Origin of the sequence: Halomonas sp. NO4 (assembly GCF_010994375.1) — a bacterium.
Taxonomy (GTDB): Bacteria; Pseudomonadota; Gammaproteobacteria; order Pseudomonadales; family Halomonadaceae; genus Halomonas.
In genome coordinates, this window is record NZ_WHMA01000023.1 from 35,830 (window position 1) to 51,158 (window position 15,329).

16 protein-coding genes are annotated in these 15,329 nt (G+C 68.9%); 3 read left to right on the forward strand and 13 right to left on the reverse strand.

Translation table 11 applies throughout. The features are described from left to right. Positions 1-34 precede the first annotated feature (34 nt). The 3 genes from FEF15_RS14235 to rpoE form a co-directional block, all read right to left on the reverse strand. Complete coding sequence (locus FEF15_RS14235; RefSeq protein ID WP_163559832.1) at positions 35-1,033, reverse strand: MucB/RseB C-terminal domain-containing protein; 999 nt, start codon at positions 1,031-1,033, stop codon at positions 35-37. Then, positions 1,033-1,749: an RseA family anti-sigma factor gene (locus FEF15_RS14240; protein WP_163559833.1), complete on the reverse strand. Its 717-nt coding sequence runs from the start codon at positions 1,747-1,749 to the stop codon at positions 1,033-1,035. The genes FEF15_RS14235 and FEF15_RS14240 overlap by 1 nt, the downstream gene beginning before the upstream one ends. Before the next feature lie 187 nt (positions 1,750-1,936). Continuing rightward, the gene (gene rpoE / locus FEF15_RS14245; RefSeq protein WP_163559834.1) at positions 1,937-2,542 is read right to left on the reverse strand and encodes an RNA polymerase sigma factor RpoE; all 606 of its coding nucleotides are present in this window, start codon (positions 2,540-2,542) and stop codon (positions 1,937-1,939) included. A 315-nt stretch (positions 2,543-2,857) separates the two neighbouring features. Here rpoE and FEF15_RS14250 point away from each other — a divergent pair, with 315 nt between their 5' ends. Beyond that, positions 2,858-3,937: a 3-deoxy-7-phosphoheptulonate synthase gene (locus tag FEF15_RS14250; protein WP_163559835.1), complete on the forward strand. Its 1,080-nt coding sequence runs from the start codon at positions 2,858-2,860 to the stop codon at positions 3,935-3,937. A 53-nt stretch (positions 3,938-3,990) separates the two neighbouring features. On the opposite strand, the gene dinG is transcribed toward FEF15_RS14250, so the two are convergent. After that, positions 3,991-6,138, reverse strand: coding sequence for an ATP-dependent DNA helicase DinG (gene dinG, locus FEF15_RS14255; RefSeq protein ID WP_163559836.1), 2,148 nt, complete (start codon positions 6,136-6,138; stop codon positions 3,991-3,993). Positions 6,139-6,145: 7 nt separating this feature from the next. Further along, a complete protein-coding gene (rhlB, locus tag FEF15_RS14260) occupies positions 6,146-7,420 on the reverse strand; it encodes an ATP-dependent RNA helicase RhlB (protein WP_163559837.1) in 1,275 nt (424 codons plus the stop codon). A 146-nt stretch (positions 7,421-7,566) separates the two neighbouring features. On the opposite strand from rhlB, the gene FEF15_RS14265 reads away from it, so the two are divergent. Together FEF15_RS14265 and xthA are read left to right on the forward strand one after the other, a co-directional pair. Next, positions 7,567-7,803, forward strand: coding sequence for a hypothetical protein (locus tag FEF15_RS14265; protein ID WP_163559838.1), 237 nt, complete (start codon positions 7,567-7,569; stop codon positions 7,801-7,803). Then, positions 7,803-8,630, forward strand: a complete 828-nt coding sequence (gene xthA / locus FEF15_RS14270; RefSeq protein WP_163559839.1) for an exodeoxyribonuclease III — start codon at positions 7,803-7,805, stop codon at positions 8,628-8,630. The genes FEF15_RS14265 and xthA overlap by 1 nt, the downstream gene beginning before the upstream one ends. 66 nt (positions 8,631-8,696) lie before the next feature. On the opposite strand, the gene FEF15_RS14275 is transcribed toward xthA, so the two are convergent. From FEF15_RS14275 to FEF15_RS14310, 8 genes are all read right to left on the reverse strand, one after another. After that, the gene (locus FEF15_RS14275; protein WP_163559840.1) at positions 8,697-9,077 is read right to left on the reverse strand and encodes a DUF6746 family protein; all 381 of its coding nucleotides are present in this window, start codon (positions 9,075-9,077) and stop codon (positions 8,697-8,699) included. A 125-nt stretch (positions 9,078-9,202) separates the two neighbouring features. Then, the gene (locus FEF15_RS14280; protein ID WP_163559841.1) at positions 9,203-10,333 is read right to left on the reverse strand and encodes a hypothetical protein; all 1,131 of its coding nucleotides are present in this window, start codon (positions 10,331-10,333) and stop codon (positions 9,203-9,205) included. A 4-nt stretch (positions 10,334-10,337) separates the two neighbouring features. Further along, positions 10,338-11,114 (reverse strand): energy transducer TonB, encoded by a 777-nt coding sequence (locus FEF15_RS14285; RefSeq protein ID WP_163559842.1) that lies wholly within the window; start codon positions 11,112-11,114, stop codon positions 10,338-10,340. Beyond that, on the reverse strand, positions 11,111-11,518 hold the full coding sequence (locus tag FEF15_RS14290; RefSeq protein ID WP_163559843.1) for a biopolymer transporter ExbD: 408 nt from the start codon (positions 11,516-11,518) through the stop codon (positions 11,111-11,113). Before FEF15_RS14290 ends, FEF15_RS14285 begins: the two co-directional genes overlap by 4 nt. After that, entirely contained in the window at positions 11,511-12,080 is a 570-nt protein-coding gene (locus tag FEF15_RS14295; RefSeq protein ID WP_163559844.1) for a MotA/TolQ/ExbB proton channel family protein, read from the reverse strand. Before FEF15_RS14295 ends, FEF15_RS14290 begins: the two co-directional genes overlap by 8 nt. Beyond that, positions 12,028-13,407 carry a MotA/TolQ/ExbB proton channel family protein gene (locus FEF15_RS14300; RefSeq protein WP_163559845.1) on the reverse strand — a complete coding sequence of 460 codons (1,380 nt, stop codon included), beginning with the start codon at positions 13,405-13,407 and terminating at the stop codon, positions 12,028-12,030. The genes FEF15_RS14295 and FEF15_RS14300 overlap by 53 nt, the downstream gene beginning before the upstream one ends. Further along, positions 13,404-14,201, reverse strand: a complete 798-nt coding sequence (locus tag FEF15_RS14305) for a DUF3450 domain-containing protein (protein ID WP_240454184.1) — start codon at positions 14,199-14,201, stop codon at positions 13,404-13,406. The genes FEF15_RS14300 and FEF15_RS14305 overlap by 4 nt, the downstream gene beginning before the upstream one ends. 223 nt (positions 14,202-14,424) lie before the next feature. Next, positions 14,425-15,036 (reverse strand): superoxide dismutase, encoded by a 612-nt coding sequence (locus FEF15_RS14310; protein ID WP_163559846.1) that lies wholly within the window; start codon positions 15,034-15,036, stop codon positions 14,425-14,427. Positions 15,037-15,329 lie beyond the last annotated feature (293 nt).

Genomic DNA, 15,329 nt, shown 5'->3' on the forward strand with positions numbered 1-15,329 from the left:
CCCTTCTCGACCCGCGCTGGCTCCAGCGGTTCCATTACTCGGCCGAGCCCGAGGTGTCCCAGGCGAGATTTTCCGCCACTCGGATCAGCACCTGGGGCGGCAGTTCCCCCATCACGACCACCTGCATCGGCTGCTGCGCGCGGCGCAGGTGATGCACCACGGCCAGCGAGATGCCCAGGCGGTGCAGGCCGGGGATCAGCCGCTGGCGCTCCTCCGCGAGCGGTTCCACGAACAAGCTCAGGGTCGAGAGGCCGTCGCTGTAGATGCGGTGCTCCACGCGCCCGCCGTGGCGACGGCTGCGGGTGTCCACGGGCTGGGCGATGAAACCGTCGGGCAGCCAGGCGGGGCGCCACGCCAGAGGCGGAGAGGCGCGGCGTTCATCCAGCATCACACTGCCCTCGTGCAGCTGGGGCTGCTGGAGTTCGGTGAACTGGAAGGTCTCCACCACACGCCCCTGCTCATCGACGAGCTGCTGCTTGAGGGGCAGTGCCGTCTGGCGATCCAGCCAAAACCGATGGCCATAGCGGTGATCGTCGAGTGGCTCGAGATCCAGTCGCACCACTCGCCGGCTGGCGATACGCGCCTCACCGCCAAGGCTGAGCCGGTAGAAGCGTTCAAGATGGGCCGCGATGCCGGCCGGTGAGGCTGGCGCTTCGGCCCCCTCATCGGTCCAGGTCAGCCGGCCGATACGTCCGCGCCGTTCGAAGACCACCGGTGGGCCATCCAGAAAGCGCGCCACCTGGCGCTCGACGCCGTCCTGGACGTCATGGGAGAGCGCCACGGTGCGCACGCCATCCAAGCTGATGCGCACCGCACGTGCCTGAAACACATAGCAGTGGCTGGCCCACAGGCTGCGTTCATACCAGGCCCTGGCCGAGTCAGGTGTTTCCCAATCCGCTATCTGGGCACAGTCGAAGTGCCGCGGTTCGGAATCGTCGGGGCCCTCCTGGGCGAAGGCCGTGAGGGCCAGCGACCCGACCAGCGCCAGTGAAGCGAGCAGCGCCAGACGCCACGCTGTGCGCCCGGCCTGCATCAGGGCTGTCCCAGGGTCTCGCTACCCGAGGCGCGCAGCAGCGGCATCCAGGCGTCGCCGCTGCGATAGGCAGCCCCTTCCGCATGGCGGTCCAGGTAGGTCTGGAGCAGTCGCGCCTGTTCCTGATCGCGACTCGCCGACTGGCGCAGGCTGGGTGACAGAAACAGCGGACTGTCGAAGTCGCTGCCCACCGGCGTGAGGAAGGAAGGCCCATCGCTGACCGACGGCGGGGTACCGAAGAGCGGCAGGCCCACCTGGGCGGCCTGGCCGGAGGCAGCCGGCAGGGAGAAGCGACGCTGCCCCGCCACGGTGTCGACGGAAGCCGGTGCATCGGCACGCGTATCGGCGACTTCGGGCTGACCACCGCCAAACCCGCTGCCGTTGTAGAACTGCACGCCGCTGATCACCATCAGGGTCACCGCCGCCGCAATGCCGGCACCGCGGGCCAGCGGCAGGGAGCGACGCGGCGACGGGGTGCGCGCCGCCGGCGCAGGAACCGGCTCCTCCTCAAGGCGGGCCAGGATGCCGGCCGAGAGGTCTGTGCTGACATCGATGTCATGATCCCGCCGCAAGAGGCTACGCATCAAATGATAGCGTCGCCAGGCGTCCGCGGCGTCGGGCTCGTCCTCCAGCGACTTCAGGACCCGGCGCAGCTCGAGATCATCACCTTCGCTGTCCATCAGGGCAGAAAGCGATTCCCGTGCGTTCTGACTCATTCTTCACGTCCTCACATCCACAAGGCCGATGCCTTGGCTACGATGAATTCCCCATATTCCCTGCACACCGGGCGTGCCATCACCCTCGGGAATACCGAAAACCGACCTGCTTGTCTATCGATCACTGCATCTGACGCCAATCACGGCTGACAGTTCAGCAAGCGTGCAAAAACCTTGCACTGGATCATCAATCGGCCACCGACTCGCGGGTTCGCGAGGTCGTGACCAGCGGGCGGATGTGCTGATCCACCGCTTCACGGGCACGGAAGATCCGCGAACGCACTGTGCCCACCGGGCACTGCATGATGTTGGCGATATCCTCGTAGGAGAGGCCGTCGAGTTCGCGCAGCGTGATGGCGGTGCGCAGGTCGTCGGGGAGCTTCTCGATCGCCTCGAAGACGGCCTCTTCGAGCTGGTCGCGGGCGATCGCGGCTTCCGGCGTCTCGATATCGGCCAGCCGACCGCTGTGGTCGACGACCTCGGCATCGACGATGTCCAGGTCGCTGCCGGGGGGGCGGCGTCCCTTGGAGACGAGGTGGTTCTTGGCCGTATTGATGGCGATGCGGTACATCCAGGTATAGAAGGCACTCTCGGCGCGAAACTTGCCGAGTGCCCGATACGCCTTGATGAACGCCTCTTGGGCCACGTCCTGCACCTCGGCATGGTCCTGCACGTAACGGCCAATCAGGCCGATTATCTTGTGCTGGTATTTCTTCACCAGCAGATCGAAGGCGCGCGTGTCCCCCTGCTGGGCGCGTTCCACGAGTTGCTGATCGGTTTCACGGTTGCCCATTCACACCCTCCCCGACCGGGAGAGATCCTGGCGCGGCGTGACGGAGTGGCGGGGCGTCGCAACAAAGTCTGCATGCATGGTCTCAACCTGCTGCCCGGCGGCAGCTCATGTCCCTGAATATCGCCGTTTCTGGAAACGGCAAGTGTTCCTGTTTCTCGCTTGCGCATCAAGCGGCCGTGCCCATGCCGATGCCCGCGCTGTGACCGACCGGCGCACCTTGCGGTTCCCCATCCAATTGATTTTTGCCTCATCGGCGAGCGATAGTAGGCGGATAACTTGCCATCAACGCATCACGACACGATACAGGTAGCACCCATGTCCGATCAGCAGGTCAGCAACCTCAACGTTCTCTCCCAGGATGTCCTGGTCACGCCCGAGGCCCTCAAGGAGGAAATTCCCCTGAGCGAGGCCGCGGAGCGCACGGTGATCGAGGGGCGCCGCACCATCCAGAACATCCTTGACGGCAGCGACCCGCGCCTGCTGGTGGTGATCGGCCCCTGCTCCATCCACGACGTGGATGCCGCCCTGGACTACGCACGTCGCCTGCGTCGCCTGGCCGATGAGGTGAAGGATAGCTTGTATGTCGTGATGCGCGTCTATTTCGAGAAGCCCCGCACCACCGTGGGCTGGAAGGGGCTGATCAACGACCCGCACATCAACGGCTCTTTCGAGATCGAGCAGGGCCTGCACATTTCACGCAGGCTGCTGGTCGAGCTCTCCGAGCTGGGCCTGCCGCTGGCCACCGAGGCCCTGGACCCCATCTCGCCGCAGTACCTGCAGGACTGCATCAGCTGGTCGGCCATCGGCGCGCGCACCACCGAGTCCCAGACCCACCGCGAAATGTCCTCCGGCCTGTCGAGTCCAGTGGGCTTCAAGAACGGCACCGACGGCAGCCTCGACGTGGCGGTCAACGCCCTGCAGTCGGTGGCCCACCCGCACAACTTCCTGGGCATCAACCAGGCCGGCCAGGTAGCGATCATCCGCACCCGCGGCAACGCCTACGCCCACGTGGTGCTGCGCGGCGGCAACGGCAAGCCCAACTACGACAGCGTCAGCGTGGCACTGGCCGAGCAGGAACTGCGCAAGGCGGGCGTGCAGCCCAACATCATGATCGACTGCTCGCACGCCAACTCCAACAAGGACCCGGCCCTGCAGCCGCTGGTGATGGAAAACGTCACCAATCAGATCCTCGAGGGCAACCGCTCCATCATGGGCCTCATGGTGGAATCCCACATCGGCTGGGGCAACCAGAAAATTCCCGACAACCTGGACGACCTGCAGTACGGTGTCTCCATCACCGACGCCTGCATCGACTGGGACACTACCGAGCAGGCCATGACGCGCATGGCGCAGAAGCTCGCCCCGGTGCTGGCCGAGCGGCGCACCGACGCCTGAGCCTTCCTTCGCCCCTCTGCCTGAACGGCCCGCCTCCGGCGGGCCGTTGTGTGTCAGGGCACTTGCCGCACCCCGTCGATCTCGCGTTCGAAGGGCGGCAGGGCATCGAGCAGCGCGCGGCCGTAGCGTCGCGTCAGCACCCGGCGATCCAGCAGGGTGATGCGCCCGCGGTCGGCCTCCTTGCGAATCAACCGCCCGCAGGCCTGGACCAGTTTAATGGAGGCATCCGGCACGCTGATGCGCATGAAGGGATTGCCGCCACGGCTCTCGATCCACTCGGCCAGCGTCGCCCCCACCGGATCGTCGGGGACCGCGAAGGGCAGCCGAGTGACCACCACGTGGGTCAGGTAGTCGCCGGGCAGGTCGATGCCTTCCGCGAAACTCGCCAGGCCGAAGATCACGCTGCCCTCCCCCGCGTCGACCCGCGCGCGGTGACGCGCGATGAGCTCGCGCTTGGGTAGCCGATCCTGGGCCAGCACCCGCTCGACGAGCGCGCCCGGCAGCGCCTTCTCCACGGCGCGCAGCTGCGCGCGCGACGAGAAGAGCATGAGCACCGCCTCGTCGTCAGCCAGGCTTACCACGAAATCAACGATCGCTCGCTCGTGGGCCTCGCGGTCGGCTGGGTCCGCCGCCTCGCGCGGCACGCTGAGAACCGCCTGGGAGTAGTCGAAGGGGCTCGGCAGGCGCTGATAGCGGTAGCGGTTGGCCAGGCCGGCGCGCTCCTGCAGGCGTTCGAAGCGCCCCAGAGCGGTGAGCGTCGCCGAGGTGACCACCGCCCCGAAGCAGCTACCCCACAGGGTGCGCGCCAGCGTCGGCGCGGCGGAGACCGGGCTCGCCGCAAACGTCAGCTCGGCGTCGCTACCCTGACGTTCGAGCACCAGCCAGCGCGCCCGCGGCGCCTCGCCCTCCGCGTCGCTTTCAGCGTAGGCCTGCCACAGCGCGTGGGCCTCCAGGGCGCGGCCATGCAGCAGGGCGATAAGCGGCAGCCAAGCTTCCGCCTGCTCGCGGGCCAGGCCGGTGTGCTTGTCGGGGTCGTGGCTCTCGCGCAGGATGTCGCTCATCGTCTCCAGCGTGCGCGAGAGCTCGGCGAAGGCCGTGACCAGCGCGCCAGCCTGGTCGCGCAGGGCATCGGGTACGCGCCCCATGGCAAAGCGGTGAACCCTGCTCTCCTCGCCGTCGCCCAGCCCCTCCGGCCGCCCGGCCAGCTGGTGGCCGAGCGCGAAAGCCTCGCCCAGGCGCGGCTCCAGCGCGGCGATCAGCTCGGGCAGGCCGGCCAGCAGGCGCGCCAGGGTCGGCTGCACGGCCAGCGCCGTGTTGAGCTCGGTGAGCGACTTCTTCAGCGTACCCAGCCAGCGCAGCGCGCCGCTCACCCCAACGCGGTGGGTGAAGTGCTGCAGGGCCTTGTCGGGCAGGTGGTGCCCCTCGTCGAAGACGTAGATGCAGTCGCCGGGCGACGGCAGCACCACGCCCCCGCCCAGGGCCAGGTCGGCGAGCACCAGGTCATGATTGGCGACGATGACGTCGGCGCTGTCGAGATCGCGACGGGCGCGGAAGAAGGCGCAGGCGCCGAAGTGGCCACAGCGCCGGTTGGTGCACTGGCGATGATCGATGGTCAGGCGGCGCCAGTCGGCATCCTCGATGGCGTTGGGCCAGCTGTCCCGGTCACCGGGCCAGCGGCCGCTGCCATAGGCGTCGGCCATCTCCTGCACCAGCACCTGGAAGTCGTCGCCTCCTCGAGTGGCGAGGCTCTGCTCGAACAGTGACAGCGTGGGATTGTCGGCCACGCCGTCGAGGGCCTGCTCGAGACGGGCCACGCAGAGGTAGCGGCCGCGCCCCTTGGCCAGGGCGAAATCGAAGTCGAGACCGCTGTGTGCCTTGAGCGCCGGCAGGTCCTGGTGGAGCACCTGCTCCTGCAGCGCCACCGTGGCGGTGGCGACGACCAGTCGCTTGCCGTGAGCTCGGGCCACCGGCAGCGCGGCCAGCAGGTAAGCGAGCGTCTTGCCGGTGCCGGTGCCCGCCTCGAGCACGCAGACGTGCTCGTCCGAGGTGCGTCGCCCCGCCTCGTCGGCGGTGATGCCGCCCAGGGTGCGGGCGATCTCGGCGATCATCAGCCGCTGGCCGTAGCGCGGAGTGAGTTCCAGTGCGTCCAGCACGCGGCGGTAGGCACCCTGGATCTCGCCCTTCAGGGCTTCGTCAAGCATGCGTGGCCTATAGCAGCCCTTCAGGCGGGTGCTCGCAGGGCAGCTTGTCGCCGATGTAGCGCTCGATCTCGGGCAGCGAGAAGGCGTCCTCCTCGCCCACGAAGCTGATCGACACTCCCTTGGCGCCGGCACGTCCGGTGCGCCCGATGCGGTGCACGTAGTCCTCCGGATCCTCCGGCAGGGTGTAGTTGATCACGTGGCTGACGTCCTCGATATGGATGCCGCGCCCCGCCACGTCGGTGGCCACCAACACCTGGATCTCGCCCTCGCGGAAGGACTCCAGGGTCTTGATGCGCTGGTTCTGCGGCACGTCGCCGGAAAGCATGGCGACGTTGATGCCCGCCTTGCGCAACAACTCGTCGAGCTTGCGCACCAGGTCGCGGCGGTTGCCGAACACCATCACGCGGTCGAAATCCTCCTGCTGGAGCAGCTTGACGAGCAGCTTCTGCTTGTCGTCGTCGCTGACCAGGTAGACGCGCTGATCGATGTCGGCCTGGTTCTCGACGGTGACCTCGATCTCCACGTACTCCGCCTGATGGGTCCACTGGTTCGCCAGGTTGAGGATGTCCTGGGAGAAGGTCGCCGAGAAGAGGAAGGTCTGGCGCTCCTCCTTCTTGGGCGTGTGGCGGATGATGCGCTTGACGTCGGGGATGAAGCCCATGGAGAGCATGCGATCCGCCTCATCGAGCACCAGTATCTCCACCTGGGTGAGGTCGACGTCGCGCTTCTCGTGGAAGTCGAGCAGCCGTCCGGGCGTAGCCACCAGGATGTCGAGGTTCTTGCCCAGGTTGTCGCGCTGCTTCTGGTAGTCCATGCCTCCCACGACGCTTGCCACGTTGAGTGAGGTGAAGCGCGCCAGGGCCTTGGCGTCCTTCTCGATCTGCAGCGCCAGTTCGCGGGTCGGCGCCACGATCAGCGCCCGCGGGGCGCCGGGCTTCTGGCCGTCCGGGGTCTCCTCCTCAAGGAAGTAGGCGAGGATCGAGATCAGAAAGGCGGCCGTCTTGCCGGTGCCGGTCTGGGCCTTGCCGACCACGTCGCCACCCAGCAGGGTATGGCGCAGGGCTTCCGCCTGGATCGGCGTGCAGTACTCGAAGCCCAGCGCATGGATGGCGCGCATCAGCGGCAGCGGCAGGTCGAAGTCGTGAAAGCGCCACTTGCCCGCCACGGCAGGCACCTGAAACTGGCGCAGGTCCCAGTTCGACTGGCGACGGCGCGGCTTGCGGCGCCGACGCTTCGGCTTGCGATTCTGGGCCGGGGCTGTGGTCTGTTCCGACTCGCTCATAGGCTGTGTGTCTTGTCCGTAACAGTGGATGGAAAGCCTCGTTCGGCGGGCATTGTACCAGCCTCGCGCGACGAGGGCGCGTCCGGTGGTCGAGGCTGGTAGAATGCCCTCCCGCTTGGCATTCGACACGTTCAGGAGTCCGGCCGATGACCCGCCGCAAGAAGACCCGCTCGCTGGCCGACAAGGTGACCATCCGTACCGGCCGGCGCAAGGACTACCGCAAGTGGCGTCACGAGAACCCCGACGAGGTGACCTCGTCGCGCCGCTTTACCCAGAAGAAGCGTCAGCAGCGCAAGCTGCAGGCGGCGCGCAAGCAGGCACGGCAGCAGGACGGTCAGGATATCCCCATCCATCCGCCGCACGACGACAAGGAGACCGACTGATGCGCCTGGTGTCGTTCAACATCAACGGTCTGCGGGCCCGCCCTCACCAGCTCTCGGCCCTGGTGGAGACCCACCGTCCGGCGGTGATCGGCCTGCAGGAGACCAAGGTGCAGGACAGCGAGTTCCCCCGCGAGGCGGTGGAGGCGCTGGGCTACCGGGTCGCCTTCCACGGCCAGAAGGGGCACTACGGCGTGGCGCTGATGATCGACACGGCCCAGTGCGGCGAGCCGGAAGCGGTCTACTACGGCCTGCCCTACGACGGTGAAGAAGCCCAGCGCCGCCTGATCGGCGTGCGCCTGCGCCCGGCCGAGGGCGCGCCGCTGACCGTCTACAACGGTTACTTTCCCCAGGGCGAGAACGTCGAGCACCCGGTGAAATTCCCCCACAAGCGGGCCTTCTATGCCCAGCTATCCCAGTTGCTCGAGACGCACCACCGCCCCGACGAGCGCCTGGCGGTGATGGGCGATTTCAACATCTCCCCCGAGGATATCGACATCGGCATCGGCGAGGCCAACCGCAAGCGCTGGCTGCGCGAGGGCAAGACCAGCTTCCAGCCCGAAGAGCGCGACTGGCTCGCCCGACTCAAGCGCTGGGGTCTCGCCGACAGCTACCGGCTCTGCCACCCCCAGGTCGACGACCGCTTCAGCTGGTTCGACTACCGCTCCCGCGGCTTCGAGCGCGACCCCAAGCGCGGCCTGCGCATCGACTACATCCTGGTCACGCCGGCCCTGGCCGACAGCGTCACGGCAGCGGGCATCGACTACGATCTGCGCGGCATGGAGAAGCCCTCCGACCACGCCCCGGTCTGGGCCGACCTCTCCCTGTGACTCGCCAAGACGCCGGCGGCCGCCCCTAGGGGGCGGCCGCCGATCACCTGGCGCTGGCGCGATTTCTCAGCGAACCACGGTCCAGGCCGTCTTCAGGTAGGCCTCGCCGTTGGCCTTGACGCCCTCGTAATCGCCGGTTTCAGAGCCGATGTGGACTTCCTCCAGGGTGGCAGCCACGGCCTCCAGGTCGGTGTGGATCTTGGCCAGCGCTTCCTCGATGGTATAGCTCAGCTGGTGGATGTTACCCATGTCCTCGTCGCTGAGTTCGTCCTTCTCGAGAATGGCGGCCAATTTCTCGTTGTACTCGGTGAAGTTGGCCACCGCTTCCACCAGGGTTTCCGATGACTTGGCCTCGAAGTGATCGACGCGCTCCTGCTCATCGGCCATGGCCAGCGGTGCGGCGCTCAGCAGGCCGGCAACGGCGAGTGCGATCAGCGGCTGTTTCATGTCGTATCCCCTTCTGTTCGTCGAGTTGGCAGTGCGGATAAACACGGCAGGAGCTTCCTGCCCACGGAAGAAAGCCTATCAGCCGCTTCCGCAAATGCAAACCATTATTATTAATAATTCGGACGTCAAGGGACCTGGGTCAAGTCTTCCCTTTTTCCCCGGGCATCGCGGCCGGGCTCCTCCCTCTCCAACACTGCCAGCCAGGCTTCGGCCGCCTCGGCGCCTCGCGCCAGGGCGGTTTCCAGAGCACGTTTCGCCAGGGCGTCACGCCCCCAGCCGTGGGCCAGTTGGCCCAGGCGCAGCCAGTCATCGCCGCTATCGCTGCGCCGGGCGACGTAACGCCAGGCCGAAAGCGCCCGCTCGCGATCCCGTGCCGTTTCCCAGGCCTGGGCCAGCAGGCGTCGGTGGGCCAGGGTGTCGGCCAGCACGCCCTCCTCGAGCGCCTCGACCAGGTGCTCGCCCGCGCGGGCCGGGGTGCCGCCGGCCAGGTGCAGCTTGACCAGGGTGAGGCGATCCTCGCCGCCGCGCAGCACGCCGAGACGCCACCCGGCTTCCCAGAGGGCCGCCGCCTGCCCGGGTGCTCCCAGCCGCTGGGCGAGCCCTGCCGCGCCTCGCCATGCCGCAGCGTCGCTGTCGGCATCCAGGCCCTCGCCCAGCAGCGCGAGGGCCCGCTCGTCCTGACCGGCACGCCGGTAGACGGCCACCGCCAACGCCCGCTGCGCCGCGTCCGGCTCGCCATCGGCCAGCGCCCGCTCCACCCAGCGCGCGGCCGCCGACCAGCGCTCCAGCTCCGCCAGGGCACGCGCCATCCGCCAGTGATCGTCAGGCGCGCCCGCATGACTCTGGAACCAGTCGTCGAGCAGGGCCACTCCCTGCGCCGTCTGTCCGGCCGACAGGCGCAGTGCCGCTTCCTGTCGCAGCCAGCGATCGCGCCGCTCGGCATCGACCCCGTCGCTGTCGCGCGCCTCGCGCAGCCGGTCGGCCGCCGCCTCGGCGCGGCCGGCGCGCGCCGAGGCACTGGCGGCAAGCTGCAGGTAGAGCGCCCGGGCCCAGCGATCGGCGGCATTGCCACCGGCCAGGCGCTCGGCCTGGGCCTGGGATCGCTCACTGACGGCTGCAACCTCGCCCGCCTGGAGGCGACGCTCGAGCGCCTCCAGGTCGGCGATGATGTCGCCCGGCAGGGCCGGCGCCGCCGCCACGGGCGGGGCCATCGCCAGGCACAGCAGCAGGGCGGCAAGGAAACGAAAGCGAGTCATGGCATCACCTCAGCTGGAATTCCAGGCGCTGGCGGGCCCGGCGCAGGCCGCTGCCGGGTTCGAACTGCCAGCGCGCCACCGCCTGGCGTGCAGCCTTGTCGAAGACATTGCGCGGGCGCGCGGTTACCACCTGGATGGAGCCGGGATCGACGCTGCCGTCGGGGCGGATCACGAAGGTCAGCTCGACATAGCCCTCCATGCCGCGCCGCTGGGCCCTGGCCGGATACTCCGGCGGCACACGGTTGGTGGGGGTCAGGGCGCCCACGTCAACGGGCTCCTGCTGGGCGGCCGCGGAAGGGGCCGCAGTCGCCTCGGCCAGGCTGTCGCTGGGCGACGCCTCGGCCACTTCGGCCGGTTCGGTGGCCGGCTCCGGTTCCGCCTGGGGCGGTTGGGGGGCCGGCTCGGGTTCCGGTTGCGGCTCGGGCTCCGGTTCGGGCTGCTGCTCGGTGAGGTCGGGCAGCGTCGCATCGAGCTCGAGCGGGGGCGGCTCGACGGCCGGCAGCTCGGGGTCGGGCAGCGCAATGGGGCTGTCGGCCAGCGGCGCCGGCTCCGGCATGGGCGGCGGCGTTTCCGGCGCGGCGGGCGGTGGCGGCGGCGACGTGGGGGGCGCCGTCTCGGCGGGCGCCTGCTCCGTCGGCGCCTCGGCCTCGACGAGACTCAGCGTCGTCGGCTCGAGCACCTCGATGTCCGCCTCCGGCGGCGCCACCAGCAGGGCCAGCAGCCAGAACAGCGCCAGCGCCAGCGCCCCACCCCCGAGCAGCGAGACGGGCGCGCGGGTCATGACGTGCCCCGACTCGCCGCCACGGCGACCTGCTCCACGCCAGCCTCGCGGATGCGGTCCATCACCTGGATCAGCAGCCCGGTGGCCGCCTCGCGGTCGGCCTGGATCACCACGCTGCCGTCACCGCTGACCAGGGGGGCCACGGTGTCACCCACGCGGTGCACGTCCACCGCCTGACCATCCACCCAGACCGCGCCCTCCTGCGTGATGGCGACCATCACCTGGGCATCGGGACGCGGGCTTGCCGCGCTCGACTCGGGCCGCTCGATCTCCACGCCGCTCTCCTTGATGAAGCTGGTGGTCACGATGAAGAAGATCAGCATGATGAAGACCACGTCGAGCATCGGCGTGAGGTTGACTTCGTTCGACTCGTCGGACTCGGCGCCCAGGCGGCGTCTACGCATCGGTGTCCTCCAGGGCACGGGCCAGGCGGTCGTGCAGCCGCTGATCCTCGCGCCGGATGATGTGCTCCAGGCGGCTGGTGAACAGCAGGCCCACCACCGCCACGGCCATACCACTCAAGGTCGGCAGGGTGGCGCGCGCCACGCCGTCGGCCATGGCGCGGGCCTGATTGGAATCGCTGACCGCCAGGCTGTCGAAGACGGTGATCATGCCGGTGACCGTGCCGAGCAGCCCGAGCAGCGGACACAGGGCCACCAGCAGCTTCAGCCAGGGCAGCGGCCGACGCAGCCGGGCGATCAGCTGGCGCGTCCAGGCCTCGCGCAGGGTGCGCGCACTCCAGCTCAGGTGGTCGCGGCGCGCCACCCAGCGCTCGATCAGGCGCCGCCGCGCGCGGCGATAGGTGACGCGAAAGTACCAGACGCGCTCCAGGGCGAGACTGAACAGCACGGTGGCCACGGCCACGATCACCACCAGGATGACCCCGCCCGCCTCGATCAGGCGTTCGAGGGGCTCAAGCCAGGGCAGAATCACGGCGACGCGTCTCCGCCAGATCCAAGGCGCCATGGGGGCGCCCTTCCAGATGCTCGGCCAGGGCGGCACTCGCCTCGCCCTCCACCGCACCTGCCAGGTGGCGGCTGCGTGCCGACAGCGCAGTATGGGCGAACAGCAGGGGCACGGCGGTGATCAGGCCGAGCACGGTGGTGACCAGCGCCTGGCTGATGCCGCCGGCCATGCGCTGCGGGTCGCCGGTGCCGAAGACCGTGATCGCCTGGAAGGTGACGATCATGCCGGTCACGGTGCCCAGCAGGCCGAGCAGCGGCGCCACCGCGGCGAGCAGCTTGACCAGCGGCTGGCCGCGCTCGAGGCGCGGCAGCTCGGCGAGCACCGCCTCGTCCAGGCGAGCCTCCAGAGCCTCCGGCGGCTGGTCGGCCTCGAGGGCGCGAAAGCGCGCCAGCACGCGCCCGAGCGGGTTGTCGTCGCGCAACCGCGAGAGGTCGCGCCGCTGGCGACGCACCGTCAGACTGACCCGCAGCAGGTAGGCGTACTGGCCCAGCGCCACCAGCAGCCCGAGGCCACCCAGCGCCACCACCACGTAGCCGACCGCCCCACCCTGGTGGAAACGTTCGATCAGGGTGGGCTGCTGGGCCAGGGCCGCGACCACGTCGCCCCGCGTGGGATCGAGAGCCAGACGCTGCGACTCGCCGGCGTGGAAGGCGGCCAGCGTCTCGGCCACCGCCGCCGGGGTGCGCGGCACCACGGAAAGGGCCTCGTCATTGCTGCCCCGGCGCAGCAGGTCGGCATCGGTAAATGCGGCAACCGCGCCCAGCCGCACCACCGGCTGCGCGGTCACCTCGCCGTCGTGGCCGGCCACCGGTGCGGTGAACCGCACCGCCCGTCCGCTCTCGACGGTCAACGCCATCAGGCCGTCGGCCAGTCCCTCCAGGTGCTCGAGTTCGAGCACCTCGACATCCTCGAGTCGCGGCGGCAGCGCCGCACGCCCCTGGGTCAGCCAGCTGTCGCTCAAGGCATCGCGCAGCTCCCCGCTGTGCCGGGTCAGGGTGGCGAGCACCGCGGCCAGGTTGTCGCCCTGCTCCGCCTGGCGGGCTTGGAGGTCGGCCTGGCGGGCCGTCAGCGCGGCTTCGCGCTCGTCCAGGGCGTCGCGTCGTGCCACCGCCTCGGCATGCGCCGCTCGCGCCTCCTCCAGGGTGGCCTCGAGCGCTGCCCGGTCGTCGAGCAGTTCGGCCAGGCGTGCCTGATCGCGGGCCTCGGCGGCCTCCCGCTCGGCGCGCAGCGTGGTCAATGCCTCGGTCTGCGCCAGCGCCGGCAGCGCTGCGCCCCCCAGGGCGATCGCCACCAGGGCGGCCTGGAGCCAGTATCGAATGCGCCTCATGACGCACCCTCCTCGTCGTCGCGCCGCTCCAGGGGCTGGGAAACCGGCAGGGTCAGCAGCTCCGGGGCACGCTGGTCGCGGGCAATGCGCAGGCCGGTGCGCACCTCGCGGCGCTCGGCCTCGTCCAGCGAGGCCCACTGCCGGGCGTCGGCCAGCCACACGCCGCCCTCGCGGCCGTCCGGCGTCAGGTAGTACAGCCCCACGCGCCCCAGGCGCAGAAAGTCGACCTCGCGGCGGCGCTCGCCCTCCCTCCCGAGGTAGCCGCGCCAGGCATCCAGCTCGCGCCCGTAGTCGAGCTCGGTGCGCCAGGCGCCCAGGATGCGTTCGAGCTGGTCGGCCTCGGAGAGTTCGGGGTCGCTGAGGCTCTGCTCCAGGCTCGCCACGCGCGCCTCGCGCGATTCGACGAGAAACGGCAGGTCTCGCTCGATCCAGCGCGCCAGGCGCTCCACCAGGGCGCGCTTGAGGCCGGGTAGCGCCTCCCGGGTGTTTTCCAGCGCATTCAGCGCCGCCTCGCGACTCTCCAACCGCTCGGCCAGGCGGTCGAGGCGCGGCGCCCGCTCGGCGTTGTGCTCCGCCAGGCGCCGGGTCTCGTCGCGCAGCTCGCGCAGTTCCCGCAGCTGCTCGCGAGTGGCCTCGTCGGCGGCATCGATGCGTTCCTGCAGGGCGGCCTGCTGCCGCTGCGCCTCCAGCGCCTCCTCGGGCAGCGGGGTGTCACCCGCGGCCGGCAGCGCCACCAGGATCGTACCCAGCAGCAGCGCACGCCCATGGGCGGCGAAGGGAGGGGTATCACTCACGCGGGGTCTCCCATGACCGGCGCCCGGCCAGGGTGCCGGGCGGAATAAAAGTGATTAGTATTTGCGTAGTGCGGCATAGCCTACCATGCCACGGCGGCTTGGCAAGGGGAGGCCGGCATCCTGTCGCGATCCAGGCCGGTGAGCGCGACCCGGGCACCAACGACACAGCCCCGAAGCAAGGGCTTCGGGGCTGGCGAGAGTCAGTCTAGGCGCGGGGAACGGATCAGGCCTTGGCCTCCTGATAGCGGCGCTCGACGTCGTCCCAGTTGATGACGTTGAAGAAGGCCGCCACATAGTCCGGGCGCTTGTTCTGGTACTTCAGGTAGTAGGCGTGTTCCCAGACGTCCAGGCCCAGGACCGGGGTATTGCCGTGCATCAGCGGGCTATCCTGGTTGAGGGTGTTCTCCACTACCAGCTGCTTCTCGGGGGTGACGGAGAGCCACGCCCAGCCACTGCCGAAGCGGCCCAGCGCCGCCTTGGTGAACGCGTCCTTGAAGGCGTCGAAACCGCCCAGCTCGCCGTCGATGGCCTGGGCCACCTGGCCCTGGGGCGCCCCGCCACCGTTGGGCGACATCATCTGCCAGAACTTGGAGTGGTTGGAGTGGCCGCCACCGTTGTTGATGACCGCCTGCCGCTTCGCTTCGGGCACCCGGTCGAGATTGGCGATCAGCTCATCCACCGGCACCTCCTCGAGGCCGGTCCCTTCGAGGGCGGCATTGAGGTTATTGACGTAGGTCTGGTGGTGCTTGGAGTGGTGGATCTCCATGGTCATGGCATCAATGTGCGGTTCCAGCGCATCATAGCCATAGGGTAAATCGGGTAGTGTATGCGGCATACTGGCTCCTCCGTGAAAGGTTTCAATCGGGTCTTGCCCTTACCACATTCCCTAGGATGGCAGACTCTGCCGCACAGTGCTAATAAAAACCGTTTTCAGCTAATATAGCCTAAAGTTATCACACGCCGCCCAAACGGCAGCGAGCCGGCCCTTGGGCCGGCTCGCATCGTGCGCCTAAAGTGGCGGCTTGTAGCCTTACAGCTTCTGCTCGAGTTCCGGCAGCACCTCGAAGAGGTCGCCGACCAGGCCGGAGATCCTGAAGCGTGCGACCTGGAAGAGCCCGATCTTCTCTA